Source organism: Spirillospora albida (genome assembly GCF_000718255.1).
GTDB classification, from domain to species: Bacteria; Actinomycetota; Actinomycetes; order Streptosporangiales; family Streptosporangiaceae; genus Spirillospora; species Spirillospora albida.
The window spans coordinates 32,300-48,856 of the sequence record NZ_JOFJ01000016.1 but is presented as its reverse complement, the minus strand read 5'-3'; the positions used below and the strand labels follow the sequence as shown (position 1 = coordinate 48,856).

General features: G+C 71.4%; 18 protein-coding genes and 1 tRNA gene. 10 read left to right on the top strand and 9 right to left on the bottom strand.

Translation table 11 applies throughout. The annotated features are described in order from the left end of the window. Positions 1-85 precede the first annotated feature (85 nt). Positions 86-158: transfer RNA gene (locus tag IE99_RS0120945), tRNA-Lys, on the top strand. A 101-nt stretch (positions 159-259) separates the two neighbouring features. Here IE99_RS0120945 and IE99_RS0120940 read toward each other — a convergent pair. After that, a complete protein-coding gene (locus IE99_RS0120940; protein WP_030173410.1) occupies positions 260-703 on the bottom strand; it encodes a DUF4383 domain-containing protein in 444 nt (147 codons plus the stop codon). A gap of 258 nt (positions 704-961) precedes the next feature. Between IE99_RS0120940 and IE99_RS30540 the strand changes: the two genes are divergently transcribed. After that, complete coding sequence (locus IE99_RS30540; RefSeq protein ID WP_051712929.1) at positions 962-1,762, top strand: CHAP domain-containing protein; 801 nt, start codon at positions 962-964, stop codon at positions 1,760-1,762. Positions 1,763-1,770: 8 nt separating this feature from the next. Here IE99_RS30540 and IE99_RS0120930 read toward each other — a convergent pair whose 3' ends face one another. Continuing rightward, positions 1,771-2,112, bottom strand: a complete 342-nt coding sequence (locus IE99_RS0120930) for a HEAT repeat domain-containing protein (RefSeq protein ID WP_030173406.1) — start codon at positions 2,110-2,112, stop codon at positions 1,771-1,773. A gap of 166 nt (positions 2,113-2,278) precedes the next feature. After that, positions 2,279-2,506 (bottom strand): hypothetical protein, encoded by a 228-nt coding sequence (locus IE99_RS0120925; protein WP_030173403.1) that lies wholly within the window; start codon positions 2,504-2,506, stop codon positions 2,279-2,281. Positions 2,507-2,770: 264 nt separating this feature from the next. Between IE99_RS0120925 and IE99_RS0120920 the strand changes: the two genes are divergently transcribed. The 4 genes from IE99_RS0120920 (at position 2,771) to IE99_RS0120905 (ending at position 5,880) form a co-directional block, all read left to right on the top strand. Continuing rightward, positions 2,771-2,974 (top strand): cold-shock protein, encoded by a 204-nt coding sequence (locus tag IE99_RS0120920; RefSeq protein WP_030173400.1) that lies wholly within the window; start codon positions 2,771-2,773, stop codon positions 2,972-2,974. A gap of 142 nt (positions 2,975-3,116) precedes the next feature. Beyond that, positions 3,117-3,671 carry a hypothetical protein gene (locus tag IE99_RS0120915; RefSeq protein WP_051712927.1) on the top strand — a complete coding sequence of 185 codons (555 nt, stop codon included), beginning with the start codon at positions 3,117-3,119 and terminating at the stop codon, positions 3,669-3,671. 159 nt (positions 3,672-3,830) lie between these two features. Further along, positions 3,831-5,225, top strand: coding sequence for a TrkH family potassium uptake protein (locus IE99_RS0120910; RefSeq protein WP_245623293.1), 1,395 nt, complete (start codon positions 3,831-3,833; stop codon positions 5,223-5,225). Continuing rightward, positions 5,218-5,880: a potassium channel family protein gene (locus IE99_RS0120905; protein ID WP_030173391.1), complete on the top strand. Its 663-nt coding sequence runs from the start codon at positions 5,218-5,220 to the stop codon at positions 5,878-5,880. Before IE99_RS0120910 ends, IE99_RS0120905 begins: the two co-directional genes overlap by 8 nt. Before the next feature lie 3 nt (positions 5,881-5,883). On the opposite strand, the gene IE99_RS0120900 is transcribed toward IE99_RS0120905, so the two are convergent. Further along, positions 5,884-7,167 carry a cytochrome P450 gene (locus IE99_RS0120900; protein WP_037559843.1) on the bottom strand — a complete coding sequence of 428 codons (1,284 nt, stop codon included), beginning with the start codon at positions 7,165-7,167 and terminating at the stop codon, positions 5,884-5,886. A 154-nt stretch (positions 7,168-7,321) separates the two neighbouring features. Here IE99_RS0120900 and IE99_RS0120895 point away from each other — a divergent pair, with 154 nt between their 5' ends. After that, a complete protein-coding gene (locus tag IE99_RS0120895) occupies positions 7,322-7,726 on the top strand; it encodes a PadR family transcriptional regulator (protein WP_051712924.1) in 405 nt (134 codons plus the stop codon). On the opposite strand, the gene IE99_RS33475 is transcribed toward IE99_RS0120895, so the two are convergent. Next, positions 7,707-7,832, bottom strand: a complete 126-nt coding sequence (locus IE99_RS33475) for a hypothetical protein (protein WP_281176566.1) — start codon at positions 7,830-7,832, stop codon at positions 7,707-7,709. The two genes, IE99_RS0120895 and IE99_RS33475, sit on opposite strands and share 20 nt — an antisense overlap. 241 nt (positions 7,833-8,073) lie before the next feature. Here IE99_RS33475 and IE99_RS0120885 point away from each other — a divergent pair, with 241 nt between their 5' ends. Beyond that, positions 8,074-9,138, top strand: a complete 1,065-nt coding sequence (locus IE99_RS0120885; RefSeq protein ID WP_037559841.1) for a S1C family serine protease — start codon at positions 8,074-8,076, stop codon at positions 9,136-9,138. A 3-nt stretch (positions 9,139-9,141) separates the two neighbouring features. Here the strand turns inward: IE99_RS0120885 and IE99_RS0120880 are convergent, their stop codons facing one another. Continuing rightward, the gene (locus IE99_RS0120880) at positions 9,142-9,747 is read right to left on the bottom strand and encodes a TetR/AcrR family transcriptional regulator (protein ID WP_030173380.1); all 606 of its coding nucleotides are present in this window, start codon (positions 9,745-9,747) and stop codon (positions 9,142-9,144) included. Positions 9,748-9,815: 68 nt separating this feature from the next. Here IE99_RS0120880 and IE99_RS0120875 point away from each other — a divergent pair, with 68 nt between their 5' ends. Beyond that, the gene (locus IE99_RS0120875; protein WP_030173377.1) at positions 9,816-10,979 is read left to right on the top strand and encodes an NADH:flavin oxidoreductase; all 1,164 of its coding nucleotides are present in this window, start codon (positions 9,816-9,818) and stop codon (positions 10,977-10,979) included. 33 nt (positions 10,980-11,012) lie between these two features. Here the strand turns inward: IE99_RS0120875 and IE99_RS0120870 are convergent, their stop codons facing one another. Further along, positions 11,013-11,264, bottom strand: coding sequence for a hypothetical protein (locus IE99_RS0120870; RefSeq protein ID WP_030173374.1), 252 nt, complete (start codon positions 11,262-11,264; stop codon positions 11,013-11,015). 20 nt (positions 11,265-11,284) lie between these two features. Next, on the bottom strand, positions 11,285-11,887 hold the full coding sequence (locus IE99_RS0120865) for a DsbA family oxidoreductase (protein WP_051712922.1): 603 nt from the start codon (positions 11,885-11,887) through the stop codon (positions 11,285-11,287). Between the two features lie 115 nt (positions 11,888-12,002). On the opposite strand from IE99_RS0120865, the gene IE99_RS0120860 reads away from it, so the two are divergent. Then, positions 12,003-12,581: a TetR/AcrR family transcriptional regulator gene (locus IE99_RS0120860; protein WP_030173368.1), complete on the top strand. Its 579-nt coding sequence runs from the start codon at positions 12,003-12,005 to the stop codon at positions 12,579-12,581. A 93-nt stretch (positions 12,582-12,674) separates the two neighbouring features. Here IE99_RS0120860 and IE99_RS0120855 read toward each other — a convergent pair whose 3' ends face one another. Then, positions 12,675-16,547 carry a DNA-directed RNA polymerase subunit beta' gene (locus IE99_RS0120855; RefSeq protein WP_030173365.1) on the bottom strand — a complete coding sequence of 1,291 codons (3,873 nt, stop codon included), beginning with the start codon at positions 16,545-16,547 and terminating at the stop codon, positions 12,675-12,677. Between the last annotated feature and the right edge of the window lie 10 nt (positions 16,548-16,557).

Genomic DNA, 16,557 nt, shown 5'->3' with positions numbered 1-16,557 from the left:
GCGGTCACTCGGGCACCGCGGCCCCGGCCCGGCAGGCGATAACCTCGTCGCCAACCCGTTGCCGATCTCGGTACCCTGTCACGACGGGTCGCTAGCTCAATTGGCAGAGCTCCGGACTTTTAATCCGTAGGTTGTGGGTTCGAGTCCCACGCGACCCACCTGCTTCGACCGGCGCGGACGCCGTCCGCCGCGTCCGTCCGCGCCCGCCCCGCCACGATCCGCCGAGCGGGCCGTAGCGGGGCGCGGGCCGCGAGCGGCGTCAGGCGCGGGTGCCGCGGCCCCGGGGGGCGAACAGGCCGAGGGCGATCATGCCCAGGCCCAGGACCATGTGCAGCCAGTTGTCCGCGGTGTTGAACGGGACGAAGTTGGCGGTGCTGTGGTGGTCGACGACCATCCCGTACAGCCACAGGGCCAGGTAGACGGCGCCGCCGCCGATCAGGAAGCCGCGCGCGCCGGACACGCTGCGGGCGAGCACGAGCCCTGCCGCCCCGAAGAGGACGTGCACGATGTTGTGCAGGACGGACACCTGGAAGAGGCCGAGCAGCCGGGCCTCCGACTCGTGCCCGGCGAACTTCATCGTGTCGTAGTCGGTGGTGATGCCCGGGATGAACCCGAGGATGCCGACCAGCAGGAACACCGCGCCGACCACCAGAGCGGCCAGCTGGATCGGCGTCCGGGTCGTCCCGGTTCTGCCGTGAGACATGGATATCGGTCGTGCTGACATGATCGCTCCCGCTTTGCAGAGCCGTTACCGCTGTGGCAGCGGCGAGGTGACAGCGCGGTACCCGCACGAACCAGGACTACACACCGTCCCGGCCTCCCGGCGCTGACGCGGGGCACCGGAGTTCCTCAAGAGCCGCCGGCCACCGCCGATGGACGTGCGTCACCCCGAAACGCACGGGCCGCCATCTGCACCTCCCACCCCCGCAGCGCAGGCGGCGCAGAAGATGAGGAACGCCACTTGTCCGCTCTGCCGTACCCCCTCCCAGGACGGCGCCACCTCCGCCGGACCGTCCTGCTCGGTCTCACCGGCGTGGCCGCCGCCGGCTTCGCCACCCTCTCCCAGGGCACCGCTCACGCGACCCCCGAGCCCGGGAACGCCGGCACCGCCTCCACGGGCATGCTGGGCGAACGGACGTTCGACGCGGCCCCGTCCGACTGGCTGAACTCCCGGATCTCGGAACTCAACGAGCGCATCAAGACCCCGCCGAGGCGCCCGGTACAGGTCGTGATCCCGCAGCGGGCTCCGTCCTCCACCGTCCAGCAGGGCTTGCCCGCGCAGGTCCAGCCGGTCGCTCCGGGCGGGGCCGCAACCGCGCAGCGCATCGTCGCGACCGCCCTCGGCCGGGTCGGCGAGGGAGAGGCCCGCGACGGCACCTCGTCCTTCGGGACGTGGTACGGCAAGTACACCCGGCAGGCCGGCTTCGCCGCCGCGCCCTGGTGCGACATGTTCCTCACCTGGGCGGCGGCCCAGCACGGCGCCCAGAAGGTCACCGGCGTCTTCGCCTACACCCCGGCCCACGCCGCCTGGTTCGACGAGCAGGGCCGGTTCGACCGCAAGCCCCGCCTGGGCGACTACGTCTTCTTCGACTGGAACGGCGGGCGCGCCATCTCGGGCATCGACCACGTCGGCATGGTCACCGCCGTCAACCCGGACGGCAGCGTGTCCACGGTCGAGGGCAACATCAGCGACAAGGTCGTGACCCGCAAGCGCACCATGGGAACCATCGTGGGCTTCGGGCACCCGAACTACCCCGCCTGATCACGGGATCAGTCGATCCAGCCGTCGGCGCGGGCCCGGTCGAGGACGTCGTCGGCCTCGCGGGTGTCGAGCATCTCCAGGCCCCGGGCCGCCCAGAAGCGCAGCGCCTCGTCGGTGTTCCGCAGTTCGTCCCGCAGCAGGAGGAACGCCCGCGGGGCGCGGGCCTCGGCGATGAGCTCCAGCAGCAGGCGGCGGAGGTCGTGGTCGTCGCGTTCCGCGGCGAACTCGGCGATCAGCTCGTCGGCGTAGGCGTCGGCGTGCTCGCGCAGGAAGTCGAACCCGTCCCCGCGCGCCCGCGGGTCATCGCCCCGCATGCGGAGCACGGCCTGGTCGAAACGTCGCCTGGACATGGGCCGAGCCTACGGCGGGCCACCGACAGCGGACGGTTCCGGCAGCCGGGCAGCCCGAAATCCCGGCCGGGTATCTTCACGATCTCGACCGGTTCGCGCCGCCGCCGAATTTCCTTCCGCGCCGCCGTGGAGGCGGACGTTCCGCGGCCCGTCGCTACGGGTTCTCCTAGAGCTTGTAGAGCTTCGCGAACGGGGCCAGAATCTTGACCTTGCGGGTTCCGAAGTCGACCAGGACGGCCCGTCCGGCCTCGACGGCCAGAACGCGGCCGAGACCGTACTTGTCGTGGGTGACCTGGTCCTCGAGCTCGAACTCCTTGGCCGGCGGGGCCGGAGCCGGAGGCTGGAAGGGACTGGTGGGCAGGTGGCGCCGCCTGGCGCGTGCACTGTGTTCCATTACTTGCCAGTATGCGCCTCGCCGGGGAATTTCGGGGACGTTCACCACCACCCGACGGAAAAATCTTCATGACCCGCGTCACCGGGCTGTGCCCCTCCCGGAAGCGTGTGCTACAGTCGAAGAAGTTGCGGTTCCCATAGACATTGCGCCTGCCGGATCCTTTCTGCGGGCGCTTTTTTGTTGTTCTGGATCTTCCGGATGGGCCATCGCGGCGTCACCGGCCGTGCATGTCGTACGGTCGGGACCGACCAACAGGAGGCGGCCATGGCCACCGGCACAGTCAAGTGGTTCAACTCGGAAAAGGGCTTCGGCTTCATCGAGCAGGACGGCGGCGGCGCCGACGTCTTCGCCCACTACTCCAACATCGCGGCCCAGGGCTTTCGCGAGCTCCAGGAGGGCCAGAAGGTGACGTTCGACGTCACCCAGGGCCAGAAGGGCCCGCAGGCGGAGAACATCGTTCCCGCCTAGTGGCGACATGAGCGGCGGGCGTGCCCCTTTGGGGCGCGCCCGCCGTTCGCGTTCCCGGCCCTCGTGCGGCGCCGCGTTCGCCGGCCACGAGCCCGCCGCCGGTGCCGCTGTTAGCGGGACGACGGCGGGGTAGGGGCCGCACATGGAGAGCAGCGCCGTTCATCGGTTCCTGACGATCTACCTCAACGACCACCTCGCCGGGGCGGCGATCGGTGTGGACCGGATCGCGAGCACCGCCCGGGCGCACCGGAACTCGGCCCTCGGGGGGCCGCTGCGGCGGCTGGCGACCGATATCGCCGCCGACCGCGGAGCGCTTCTGTCGATCATGGTCTCGCTCGGGGTGCCCGTCAGGCGCTACAAGAGCGTCGCGGGGTGGGCGGCGGAGAAGGCGGGACGGCTCAAGCCGAACGGCCGCATCACCGGACGCTCGCCGCTGACCGACCTGGTGGAGCTGGAGGCGCTGCGGATCGGCGTCGAGGGGAAGGCCGCGTGCTGGCGCACCCTGCTGACCTTCGCCGACGAGGCGTCCGGGCTGAGGCCGAGCGAGCTGCGGCTCCTGGAGGAACGCGCCCGGTCGCAGATCACCGTCCTGGAGGAGTTGCGCCTGTCGGCCGCCGACCGGCTCTTCCACGCCGGCGCCGCCCCGCGGAGCGCTCCGTCCACTCCGGCCCCCGCGGGCCGCGGGCACACCGTCTGACGCGGGTCGCGGGCGCGACCGCCCGGAGGACTCCGGGCTCCGGAGGCGCGGCCGATCGTCGGCCCTGGAGCGTAGAGTGAGATCTTCTACGCGGGCATGAACGATCCGCCGGCCCGCGGCGACGGACGCGAACCGTGTGCATCGCGTGGGTCGTGTGGCATGGAGGAGCGCATCCTGTACCGCTGGAGTCAATGGACGGCGCACCGGTCCCTCGGATCGATGGTGCTGGAGCGGTTCCAGCACCCGGCGCAGGTCGTCGTCACCGGGTTCGCGGTCGTGATCACGGCCGGGACGCTGCTGCTGTCCCTCCCGCAGGCGACCACCGGCAAGGCATCGGCGTCCTTCGTCGAAGCGCTGTTCACGGCCACGTCCGCCGTCTGCGTGACGGGGCTGGTCACCGTTGATCCGGGCACGTACTGGTCGACGTTCGGCCAGATCGTCCTCCTGATGCTGGTCCAGGTGGGCGGGCTCGGCCTGATGACGCTCGCGACCCTGTTCGCCGTGCTGCTGACGCGCCGGCTGGGGCTGCGGGCGCGGATGGCCGCCCAGGCCGAGACCAAGACCCTGCGGATCGTCGACGTGCGGCGCGTCGTCCGCAACGTCGTCCTGTTCACGGTGGTGTCCGAGGTGCTGATCGCCGCGGTGCTGACCGTGCGCTTCACCGCGGCGCACGGGGAATCACCGGGCCGCGCCCTCTACCTCGGGGCCTTCCACTCGATCTCGGCGTTCAACAACGCCGGTTTCGCACTGTGGCCGGACGGCATGGTCCGCTTCGCGACGGACCCGTGGATCACCCTGACGCTCTGCGCGGCGGTCATCGTCGGCGGCCTCGGCTTCCCCGTCGTGTTCGACCTCGCCCGCAACTGGCGCTGCCCGGGCGCCTGGACGGTCCTCACCCGCGTCACGCTCGGCATGACGGGGCTGCTCCTGGCCGGGGGCTGGATCGTGCTGACGGCGACCGAATGGCGCAACCCCGCGACGCTGGGCGGCCTGCCGGATCCGGCGCGGCTGACGGCGGGCTTCTTCCTGTCGGTCATGCCGCGCAGCGGCGGCTTCAACAACGTCGACATCACGCAGATGCGGCCGGAGAGCCTGCTCGTCACCGACATCCTGATGTTCATCGGCGGGGGCAGCGCCGGCACCGCGGGCGGCATCAAGGTCACGACGTTCGGGTTGCTGGGATTCGTCCTATGGGCGGAGATGCGCGGTGAGCCCCGGGTGAACGTCGGCCACCGCCGCCTCCCCGAGGGCACCCAGCGGCAGGCGATGTCGATCGTGCTGCTGGGCATCGCCCTGGTCACAGCGGGAACCTTCCTGCTGCTGATGATGACCCACCATTCGCTGGACCTGGTGCTCTTCGAGGTCGTCTCCGCGTTCGGCACCGTCGGCCTGTCCGCCGGGATCACCGCGGAGCTGCCGCCCGCCGGACATCTGCTGCTGACCGCGCTGATGTTCCTCGGCCGCATCGGGCCTCTGACGTTCGCCACCGCGCTCGCGCTGCGCGAGCGCACCAGCCGTTTCGAACTACCGGAGGAGCGACCGATCGTTGGCTGAGCGCAAGAAGGACCCGGTCGTGGTGATCGGGATGGGGCGCTTCGGCAGCGCGCTGGCCCTGGAACTGGCCAGGCGCGGCACCGAGGTCCTCGCCATCGACCACCGCGCCAAGATCGTCCAGACGCTGTCCGGGCGGCTGACGCACGTCGTCACCGCCGACGCCACCGACCTCGAGGCGCTGCGCGAGCTCGGCGTCGGCGAGTTCCGCCGAGCCGTGGTCGCCATCGGAGGCGACCTGGAGGCCAGCATCCTCACCACGTCGATGCTGACCGAGCTGGAGATACCCGACATCTGGGCCAAGGCCGTCACCCACCAGCACAAGCGCATCCTGGAGCGGATCGGCGCGCACCGCGTCGTGCTGCCCGAGAACGACATGGGCGAGCGCGTCGCCCACCTCGTCAGCGGGAGCATGCTCGACTACATCGAGATCGACGAGGACTTCGCGCTCATCAAGACGCATCCGCCGCGCGACATCGTCGGGATGTCGCTGGGCGAGACGCGGGTCCGGTCCAAGCACGGCGTGACGGTCGTGAGCGTGAAGTCGGTCGGCGAGCGGTTCACCTACGCCACCGCCGACACCGTCCTGCAGTACGGCGACGTCATCCTGATCGCCGGGCCCATCGACAAGGTCGAGCGCTTCGCCGAGCGCCTGTGACGGTCAGCGCGGCCGCAGGCCCGCCGGGGCCGCCTCCGTCGGCCTGACCGCCGCCGGGTCGGGGCGCGCGTCGGCGATGACGAACCCGCTGCGCGGCCGGGCCGGGACGCGGCGCAAGGAGATCCGCATGTCCTGCTCGGGGACGTCGTAGCGCAGCCGGACGAGCCCCAGCGCGATCTCCCTGAGCACCGCCACGGTGATCATCTCGCCGGGGCAGCGGTGGCCGGTGCGCGGATCACCGCCGCCCTGCGGAACCAGCAGGTCCGGTGCGATCGGGCCGTCGAGGAACCGGTGCGGGTCGAAGCGGTACGGGTCCCGCCAGAGGTTCTCGTCATGGTCCTGCCCGTACAGGTCGAGGAGGACGATCGCCCCCTCGGGGACGGGCTCGCCCTTCCAGGACAGGTCCCGCGCGGCCACGCCGCCGACGAACGGCGCGAACGGGTAGAACCTGCGGACCTCTTGGACGAACGCGTCGATGAGGGCGACGTCGCCGGCGGCCATGGGCGCGCGGTACCGGTGCCACCGGTGCAGCGCGTGGGCGGTGAACGCGGCGAACCAGCAGACGGCGACGGTCGGGCGCAGGACGTTGAGCAGCTCGACGGCGGCCGTCCGGGCGTCCAGCGGCACCCCGTCGGCGTCGTGGTGGCGGGCCACCACCGCCGCCGGTGACACGCCGTGTCCCTCGCGCAGCTCCTCGATGAGGCCGGCCAGCCACTCCTCGCGGCGGGCGCGCGCCTCCCGCGCCCGCCAGTGGCGCGGACCGGGCGTCGCGAACCCGTCGACCATGGCGACCAGGTCCCGGGCGAGCGGCGCGACCTCGTCGTCGGCCGGCGGCACGCCCGCCCACTCGCAGACGGCCCTGGTGAGGATGCAGGCGGTCTCGTCGAACAGCACGATGCGGGGCCGCCCCGGCCAGGTGGCGGCCGCCTCGTCCCACCGGGCGCGGACCAGGTGGGCGAGCCGCCCGACGCCGTCCCCGTCCATGAGCAGGGACACGAACAGCTGCTTGCGGACGCGGTGCGCCCGTCCGTCCAGCGTGTGCACCGCCCCGTGGCCGACCAGAGTGCTGAGCACCGGCTCCGGAAGGGCGCCGGCCCGCCGCACGTGGTCCTCGTCATAGAAGAACCGCACGGCCTCGGGACCGCGCAGCGCGACCGTGTGCCGCCCCAGCAGCCGTGTCCGGGCGAGCGGCCCGCCGGTCCCGCGCCACAGGTCCGGAAGCCAGGCGTATCCCCTGGTCAGCAGGGACAGCGAGCCGTCCCATAGGGGTGTGGGCGAAAGCTGCATGCGGGCCGGATTCCCGTCCGGCCCGCGCACAAACGCTGCCCCCGGCGCAGCGGCTCCGGGCCCGCGTGATCGTTCCGGTCATGGGTCGGCCAACGTCGGTTCAGGGGTGGGCAGGGGCCGTGGCGCGGAGGCCGGACGGGGGTAGTCCGCCCACATGAACGGGTGCGAGGCGCGCAGCCTGCTCCATCCCTATCTGCTGCTGCTGATCCACGAGCGGCCCGCGCACGGCTACGAGCTGATCGAGCGGCTCGGACGGCTCGGGGTGTCGGACGTGGAGCCCGGCCACGCGTACCGGGTGCTGCGCGGGATGGAGCGGGCGCGGCTCGTCGTCTCGACCTGGGAGGCGTCCGGGGCGGGCCCGGCGCGCCGGCGGTACGAGCTCACCGAGGAGGGCGTCCGGGACCTGCGGGAATGGGTGCCGAGGCTGAACCGCCTGGGCGAGGCCATCTCCTCGTTCCTGACCCGGTGGGACGCGTCCGGCATCCCCGGCGTGTTCGCCGGGGATGCCGGGGATGCCGGGGCGCTTCAGCGCCCGCCGGTCACGCGCGGTTCGTCCTGAAGCGGCGGATCATCGCCGGGTACTCCCGCCAGACCACCGCCGCGAACGTCGCGGCGATCAACATCGTGAACATCGGCCGGCGCTTCGGCCTTCCCTTGTCCTTCATCTGTCTCCCTCGGTTCTCGGCCAGGTCACAGGTCGCCGCCGGGCATTCCCTTCGGACGGCCGAATTCCGGGCGGCGCCGCTCCCGGTATAACAACGCCCCGCCGCGCCGGGTAAGTGGCGTCCGCCGATAGGTGACGGGGACACCTACCGGCCGCCCCCGGGCCCTGGGGCGGGCGCCGGTTACGTCCCCGATGCCGGGGAAGGCGAGACGGAGGCGGGCGCATCGAGGGGGAAGGGCACCGTGCGGACGGAAACGGGCAGGCGGGCGGCCGCGGTGACGCTGGCCGCGGCGATCGCGCTGGCGGGATGCGCGGACGGCGACGAGCCGGCGGCGCGGCGGACGACCACGGCACCGGCTCCCCCGGCCGCCGGTGACCGGACGGCGACCGACCTCCAGGAGACGTACGAGGAGGTCGTCCGCACCGTCCTGCCGTCGGTGGTGCAGATCGAGACCGACAAGGGCGAGGGGTCCGGTGTCGTCTACGACGACGCCGGGCACATCGTGACGAACGCGCACGTGGTGGCGGGGGCGAAGAAGATCCAGGTCGTCCCGGCGAGCGGCGGCGCGCCGATGGCGGCGACGCTCGCGGGCGCCTTCGACCCCGATGACCTCGCCGTGGTCAAGGTCGAGGGCGGCAGGCTGCCGAAGGCCGCGTTCGGCGACTCGACGAGACTGGCGGTCGGCCAGATGGTGCTCGCCATGGGCAACCCGCTCGGGCTGTCGGGCAGCGTCACGAACGGCATCATCTCCGCGATGGGGCGCACCGTGTCGACGCGTCCAGGCGGCGCCTTCCCCGGCTCGACGATCTCGCAGGCCATCCAGACCAGCGCCGCGATCAATCCGGGGAACAGCGGCGGCGCCCTCGTCACGCTGGACGGCAAGGTGATCGGCATCCCCACCGCAGCGGCGGGCAGCCCGTCCGGCGGCGCGGCGCCCGGCATCGGGTTCGCCACGCCCAGCGCGACCGTGACGGCGATCGTCCCGCAGCTGATCCAGGACGGGAAGGTCACCAACTCGGGACGCGCCGCCCTGGGCGTCACCGTCCGGACCGTCGTCAACCTCAGCAACGGCCGGCCGGTCGGCGCGGAGGTGGTGAAGGTGGAGAAGGAGGGCGGGGCGCTCAAGGCGGGCATCCAGCCCGGCGACGTCATCACGGCGCTGAACGGCACCGAGACCCCCACGACGCAGGCCCTCACTCAGGTGCTCGCCGCGCTGAAGCCCGGCGACGCCGCCGAGGTCACGGTCATGCGGGGCGGCGAACGCCGGACGCTGGACGTGACGCTCGGCCGGCTGCCCGCAGGGTGACGGCTACGCCTCCGGCGCCGGTGCGGCGAGCCCGGCCGTCACGAACGCGATGACGGTCCGGGTGCCGGGCGGCGCGGGCGCGTGCTCCGGATCGGGCGCCAGCGGACGGCCGTAGATCTCCAGCAGCAGCGTGAACGCGAGCCGCCAGCGCTCGGCCACCTCGCGCACCGGCAGATCGGGGCGGGCCCGGCCGAGCATCACCTCGAACGGCGCCGGGCCGAACCACGGGGAGGGATGGGGCGGGCGCATGGTGGGCAGGACCGTGCGGGCCACGAGATGGCAGAGCATGCGGCCCTTCGCGGTGCGGGACAGCTCGTCGAACGGCTCCACGATCGCGGCCACGAGGTCCTCCACGGTGAAGGAGACCTCGCCCTCCGCCTCCGCCCGCTCGGAGATCGCACCGAGGCGTCCCGCCCAGATCGGCAGAAGTTCGCGTTCCAGGAGCGCCGCGATCAGGCCGTCGCGCGAACCGAAGTGGTAGTGCACCGCGCCCGGGTTCAGGCCCGCCGCGGCGTTGATGGCGCGGACCGACACCCGGTCCGGCCCCTTCTCGAGGAACAGGCGCTCCGCCGCCCCGAGAAGCCGATCGCGCGTCGATGCCTCTGTCACGCCGCCATTCAACCCTATACAGTGATGCCAGATTTCAATCAGTGATTGAAAGGTGTCTGGAGGCCCCCATGACCGACGTGTTCGAACCGGCCCGGCTGGGGCCGCTCACCCTCCGCAACCGGACGATCAAGGCCGCCACCTTCGAGCACATGGCGCCCGGCGCCCTCGTCTCGGACGAACTGATCGAGTTCCACCGGCGGCACGCCGCCGGCGGCGTCGCCATGACCACCGTCGCGTACTGCGCCGTCGCCCCCGAAGGCCGCACCGAGGCCGACCAGCTGTGGATGCGCCCCGAGGCCCTGCCCGGCCTGCGCCGCCTCACCGACGCCGTGCACGCCGAGGGGGCCGCCGCGTCCGCGCAGATCGGGCACGCCGGGCCGGTCGCCAACGGCAGGTCGAACCGGACGCCCTCGCTCGGCCCGTCCCGCATGTTCAACATGCAGAGCCTCCGGTTCACCCGCGAGGCGACGCCCGCCGACATCGAGCGCGTCACCGCCGCGCACGCCGACGCCGCCGGGCTCGCCGTCGAGGCCGGATTCGACGCGGTCGAGATCCATCTCGGCCACAACTACTTCGCCAGCGCGTTCCTCAGCCCGCGCATCAACAAGCGCACCGACGAGTACGGCGGCTCCCTCACCAACCGCGCGAGAGTCGCCCTGCGCGTCGCCCGCGCCGTCCGGGAGAGGGTCGGCGACCGCATCGCCGTCCTCGCCAAGCTGAACATGGACGACGGGGTCGGCGGCGGCCTGCGTCCCGACGAGAGCGTCCAGGTCGCGCGGTGGCTCGAAGCCGACGCCGGCCTGGACGCCCTCGAACTGACCGCCGGCAGCTCCCTGCTGAACCCGATGTACCTGTTCCGCGGCGACGCGCCCATCGACGACTTCGCCGCCGTGTTCCCCCAGCCGCAGCGGCTCGGCATCAAGATGGTCGGCGCCAGGTTCATCCGGAACTACCCGTACGAGCCCGCCTATCTGCTGCCGACCGCGCGCCGGTTCCGCGAAGCCCTCGGCATGCCGCTCATCCTCCTCGGCGGCGTCACGGACCGCGCCACCATGGACCTCGCCCTGTCCGAGGGATTCGAGTTCGTCGCCATGGCCCGCGCCCTCCTCCGCGAACCCGACCTGATCAACCGGATCCAGGCCGAGCCCGGCACCCCGTCACTGTGCATCCACTGCAACAAGTGCATGCCGACGACGTTCAGCCGCACCCACTGCGTGTACGCGACCGACTGACCGGATCTCTCGGAGGAAGGCCCTGGAACGGCGTCAGGGGACGCGCGCCACGGCGCACCACATCGAGACGTCCTCGGCCGTGGGGCGGTGATCCTGCTGGTCGGCGCCGGGAACGAGACCACGATGCCCATGCTCGGCAACGCCCGGCACGCCGCCCGGCGCAACCCGGACCAGCGCGCGAAGGCCCTCGTCGGCCACATCACGGACCGGGTCGACGAGACCCTCCGCTACGCCCCGTCCACGCAGGCGGTCGCCCGGACCACCATCGAGGACGTCGAGCTGCACGGCGTGCGGAGCCCGGTGGGTCAGGCGGCGGCCGGCGGGGACCGCCGCAGTTCGGTCCGCATCGCCGCGAGCGACACCGCGCCGGCGAGGACGGTGCCGTCGGGGAAGCGGAAGACCGGGACGCCGGCGCCGTAGGAGCGGCGCGTCCGCACGAGCTCCGCGCGCACCCGCGCGGTCCCCCGGTCCGCGCTCCAGGGCACGCCCGTCTCGGACGCCAGCGCCCGCAGGACGTGGGGGTCGGCCACGTCGAGGCCGTCGGTGTAGTAGGCGCGGAACAGCCGGGCGGCCATGGCCTCGGCCCGGCCGTGCTCGGCGGCGAGGGCGACGAGCCGGTGGGCGTGGAAGGTGTCGGCGGCGACGACCCGGTCCAGGCTCATGATGAGCCCGTCCTCCGCGGCCGCCCGGACGATGCGGTCGGCCCTCTTCGCGGGGCCGAGGCGAAGTGCGCGGACCCCGCCGAAGGGCGCCTCCGCCGGTTCGGCGTCCGCTGCGATCCGGTACGGCCGGTAGACCACGTCGAGCTCGCCGCCCTCGGCCCGGTACTCCTCCGCCGCCCGGCGGAAGCGGGCATGGCCCAGTGCCGACCACACGCAGGCGATGTCGTGGGCGATCTCAACCTTCATGGCCGTGCTTCCTCTGCTTACGGCACGAACCGTTCCGTGCCGGAACAGAATGCCCATGTCAGCGGATCGAGTCAAGACGGCACGTTCCGTGCCGCCAGAGCGCTATACTGGCCCCATGGCCACCCGACGACCCGAGCGCCGCAACGAAGAGTCCGCCAGCGCGGTGATCCAGGCCGCGCTGGACCTGTGCCAGGAGGTCGGGTACCGCAAACTCAGCATCGAGGGCATCGCCGCCAGGGCGGGCGTCGGCAAGAACACCATCTACCGCTGGTGGCCCTCCAAGGCCGCGGTCCTGCTGGACGGGCTGCTGTCCACCATGACGATGGACGCGTCCTTCCCCGACACCGGGGACGTCCGCGCCGACCTCAAGACGCAGATGGCGGCGGGCATCCGCACCCTCGGCGGCCCGGGGCTCCTGCCCCACTACCGGGCGCTGATCGGTGAGGCGCAGCACGACCCCGAACTCCACCAGGCCCTCTGGGACCGCTTCGTCTCCAAGCTGTCGGCCGCCGCCGCCGCGCGCATCGAGCTCGCGCAGAAGCAGGGGCAGATCCGCGCCGACGTCGATCCCGTCCTCATCATCGAACTGCTCTACGGCGCCGGCTACTACCGCCGGCTCCTCACCCCGCGCACCGTCGACCAGGAGCAGATCGACGCCATCGTCGACCTCGCCTTCCAGGGCCTCGCCCCCTGACGCCGAGCCGCCCTCCAGCGGCCCTTCCGGACACCCGCCAAAGGGAAAGGCCCCTTCCGACCGAGCGGTCGGAAGGGGCCTTTCGCCGAGGTGTTACCGGTTGTACTGGCCGAAGTCGTACTCCTCCAGCGGGACGGCCTCGCCGGAGCCCTGACCGAAGGCGTACTCGGCGCCGTCATCGTAGGAGCCGACGGAGTAGACCGCCGCCTTCGCCTCCTCGGTCGGCTCGACCCGGACGTTGCGGTACTGGGGCATGCCCGTACCGGCCGGGATGAGCTTGCCGATGATGACGTTCTCCTTGAGGCCCAGCAGCGGGTCGCTCTTGGCGTGCATCGCGGCCTCGGTGAGGACCCGGGTCGTCTCCTGGAAGGACGCCGCCGACAGCCACGACTCGGTCGCGAGCGAGGCCTTGGTGATGCCCATCAGGACGGGACGGCCGGCGGCGGGGACCCCGCCCTCGGCGACGACGTTGCGGTTCGTCTCCTCGAAGATCGGACGCTCGACCAGGTCGCCCGGCAGCAGGTCGGTGTCACCCGACTCGAGGATGTTCACCCGCTTCAGCATCTGGCGGACGATGATCTCGATGTGCTTGTCGTGGATCGACACACCCTGCGACCGGTACACCTCCTGGACCTCGTGGACCAGGTGGAGCTGGACGGCCCGCGGGCCGAGGATGCGGAGCACCTCGTGCGGGTTGATGGCACCGGCGATCAGCTTCATGCCGACGTCGACGTGCTCGCCCTCCTTGACCAGGAGGCGGGAGCGCATCGGCACCGGGTAGGCGATCTCGTCGGAACCGTCGTCCGGGACGATGACGACCTTGCGCGACTTCTCCGACTCGTCGATCTTGACGCGGCCGGCGACCTCGCTGATCGGGGCCACACCCTTCGGGATGCGGGCCTCGAACAGCTCCTGGACACGCGGCAGACCGTGCGTGATGTCGCCACCGGCCACACCACCGGTGTGGAAGGTGCGCATCGTCAGCTGCGTGCCGGGCTCACCGATGGACTGCGCGGCGATGATGCCGACGGCCTCACCGACGTCCACCCGCTTGCCCGTGGCCAGCGAACGGCCGTAGCAGGCGGCGCAGACACCGATCTTGGCCTCGCAGACCAGGGCGCTGCGCGTCCGGACCTTCTCGACGCCCGCCTCGAACAGCCGGGTGACGACCGCGTCCGACAGGTCGGTGTCGGCCGGGTAGATCACCGTGCCGTCGACGACGACGTCCTCGGCGATCGTGCGGCCCGACAGGCTGGTCTCCGTGGTCGGCAGCTTGATCACGCTGCCGTCCGGCTGCCGCTCGACGATCTCGAAGGGGATCGTGCGGTCGGTGCCGCAGTCCTCCTCGCGGACGATCACGTCCTGCGCGACGTCCACCAGACGGCGGGTCAGGTAGCCCGAGTCGGCGGTGCGCAGCGCGGTGTCGGCGAGGCCCTTGCGGGCGCCGTGCGTCGAGATGAAGTACTCGACGACCGACAGGCCCTCGCGGAACGACGACTTGATCGGACGCGGGATGGTCTCGCCCTTGGGGTTGGAGACCAGGCCGCGCATACCGGCGATCTGGCGGAGCTGGAGCGGGTTCCCGCGCGCGCCCGACTGGATCATCATCCAGATCGGGTTCGTCTTCTGGAACGCCTTCTCCATGTCCACCGCGACCTCCGCGGTGGCCTTGTTCCAGATCTCGATGAGCTCCTGCTTGCGCTCGTCATCGGTGATCAGACCGCGGTTGAACTCGCGCTGCACCTTGTCGGCGCGCTGCTCGAAGCCGCCGAGGATCTCCTGCTTGTTCGGCGGCGTGATGACGTCGTCGATGGAGATCGTGACGCCGGACCGCGTCGCCCAGTGGAAGCCCGCGCTCTTCAGCGCGTCCAGGGCGTTCGCGACCTGCACCTTCGGGTAGGTCTCCGACAGCTCGTTGACGATCGCGGAGAGCTGCTTCTTGCCGATCTCCGCGTCGACGAACGGGAAGTCGTCCGGCAGCGTCTCGTTGAACAGGGTGCGGCCGAGCGTGGTCTCCAGCCGGTACGGCTGGCCGGGCTCGTAGCCCTCGGGCGCGATCCAGTCCCGCGGGGGCGGGACGTCCTTCAGCCGGATCTGCACCTTGGCCTGCAGGTCGAGCTCGCCCCGGTCGTAGGCCATGATCGCCTCGGCGCCGGACGCGAACGAGCGGCCCTCGCCGAGCGCGCCCTCCTTGTGCGTCGTCAGCCAGTACAGGCCGATCACCATGTCCTGGGTGGGCATGGTGACGGGCTTGCCGTCGGACGGCTTGAGGATGTTGTTCGTCGACAGCATCAGGATCCGCGCCTCGGCCTGCGCCTCGGCGGACAGCGGCAGGTGCACCGCCATCTGGTCGCCGTCGAAGTCCGCGTTGAACGCGGTGCAGACGAGCGGGTGGATCTGGATGGCCTTGCCCTCGACGAGCTGCGGCTCGAACGCCTGGATGCCCAGGCGGTGCAGGGTCGGCGCCCGGTTCAGCAGGACCGGGTGCTCGGTGATGACCTCTTCGAGGACGTCCCACACGACGGGGCGGGCGCGCTCGACCATGCGCTTGGCCGACTTGATGTTCTGCGCGTGGTTGAGGTCGACCAGCCGCTTCATGACGAACGGCTTGAACAGCTCCAGCGCCATCTGCTTGGGCAGGCCGCACTGGTGCAGCTTGAGCTGCGGGCCGACGACGATGACCGAACGGCCGGAGTAGTCGACGCGCTTGCCCAGCAGGTTCTGCCGGAAGCGGCCCTGCTTGCCCTTGAGCATGTCGGACAGCGACTTCAGCGGGCGGTTGCCCGGCCCGGTGACCGGGCGGCCGCGGCGGCCGTTGTCGAACAGCGCGTCGACGGCCTCCTGCAGCATCCGCTTCTCGTTGTTGACGATGATCTCGGGCGCGCCGAGGTCGAGCAGCCGCTTGAGGCGGTTGTTCCGGTTGATGACGCGCCGGTACAGGTCGTTCAGGTCGGACGTGGCGAACCGGCCGCCGTCCAGCTGGACCATGGGGCGCAGGTCCGGCGGGATGACCGGGATGCAGTCCAGGACCATGCCGAGCGGGCTGTTGCGGGTGTTGAGGAACGCCGAGACGACCTTGAGCCGCTTGAGGGCGCGGGCCTTCTTCTGGCCCTTGCCGGTGCGGATGATCTCGCGGAGCTTCTCGGCCTCGGCCTCGAGGTCGAAGTTCTGGAGCCGGGCCTGGATGGCCGCGGCGCCCATGCCGCCCTCGAAGTACCTGCCGAACCGGTCGCGCATCTCGCGGTAGAGCAGCTCGTCGCCCTCGAGATCCTGGACCTTGAGGTTCTTGAACCGGCTCCACACCTCGTCGAGGCGGTCGATCTCGCGCTGCGAGCGGTCCCGCAGCTGCTTCATCTCCCGCTCGGCGCCGTCGCGGATCTTGCGCTTCTGGTCGGCCTTCGCGCCGGCCTCCTCCAGCTCCGCGAGGTCGGCCTCCAGCTTCTGCTGGCGGGCCTCGACCTGCGCGTCGCGGGCCTGCTCGATCTGCTGGCGCTCCACGGAGATGTGGGCCTCCAGCGTGGGCAGGTCGCGGTCGCGCCGCTCCGCGTCCACGCTGGTGATCATGTACGCCGCGAAGTAGATGATCTTCTCGAGGTCCTTGGGGGCCAGGTCCAGCAGGTAGCCGAGCCGGGACGGGACGCCCTTGAAGTACCAGATGTGCGTGACCGGCGCGGCCAGCTCGATGTGGCCCATCCGCTCACGGCGCACCTTCGCGCGGGTCACCTCGACGCCGCAGCGCTCGCAGATGATCCCCTTGAACCGGACGCGCTTGTACTTGCCGCAGTAGCACTCCCAGTCCCGGGTCGGACCGAAGATCTTCTCGCAGAAGAGCCCGTCCTTCTCCGGCTTGAGGGTCCGGTAGTTGATCGTCTCCGGCTTCTTGACCTCGCCGTGCGACCACTGGCGGATGTCGTCAGCGGTCGCCAGGCCGATGCGTAGCTCGTCGAAGAAGTTGACGTCAAGCAACTTGATTCCC

Bases quoted from the DNA above. Each gene is read 5' to 3' on its own strand.
- IE99_RS0120860 (WP_030173368.1), top strand. From the start codon at position 12,003: ATGGCCACCCGACGACCCGAGCGCCGCAACGAAGAGTCCGCCAGCGCG.
- IE99_RS0120875 (WP_030173377.1), top strand. From the start codon at position 9,816: ATGACCGACGTGTTCGAACCGGCCCGGCTGGGGCCGCTCACCCTCCGC.
- IE99_RS0120915 (WP_051712927.1), top strand. From the start codon at position 3,117: ATGGAGAGCAGCGCCGTTCATCGGTTCCTGACGATCTACCTCAACGAC.
- IE99_RS0120900 (WP_037559843.1), bottom strand. From the start codon at position 7,167: ATGCAGCTTTCGCCCACACCCCTATGGGACGGCTCGCTGTCCCTGCTG.
- IE99_RS33475 (WP_281176566.1), bottom strand. From the start codon at position 7,832: ATGAAGGACAAGGGAAGGCCGAAGCGCCGGCCGATGTTCACGATGTTG.
- IE99_RS0120910 (WP_245623293.1), top strand. From the start codon at position 3,831: ATGGAGGAGCGCATCCTGTACCGCTGGAGTCAATGGACGGCGCACCGG.
- IE99_RS0120865 (WP_051712922.1), bottom strand. From the start codon at position 11,887: ATGAAGGTTGAGATCGCCCACGACATCGCCTGCGTGTGGTCGGCACTG.
- IE99_RS0120940 (WP_030173410.1), bottom strand. From the start codon at position 703: ATGTCTCACGGCAGAACCGGGACGACCCGGACGCCGATCCAGCTGGCC.
- IE99_RS0120920 (WP_030173400.1), top strand. From the start codon at position 2,771: ATGGCCACCGGCACAGTCAAGTGGTTCAACTCGGAAAAGGGCTTCGGC.
- IE99_RS0120895 (WP_051712924.1), top strand. From the start codon at position 7,322: ATGAACGGGTGCGAGGCGCGCAGCCTGCTCCATCCCTATCTGCTGCTG.
- IE99_RS0120930 (WP_030173406.1), bottom strand. From the start codon at position 2,112: ATGTCCAGGCGACGTTTCGACCAGGCCGTGCTCCGCATGCGGGGCGAT.
- IE99_RS0120925 (WP_030173403.1), bottom strand. From the start codon at position 2,506: ATGGAACACAGTGCACGCGCCAGGCGGCGCCACCTGCCCACCAGTCCC.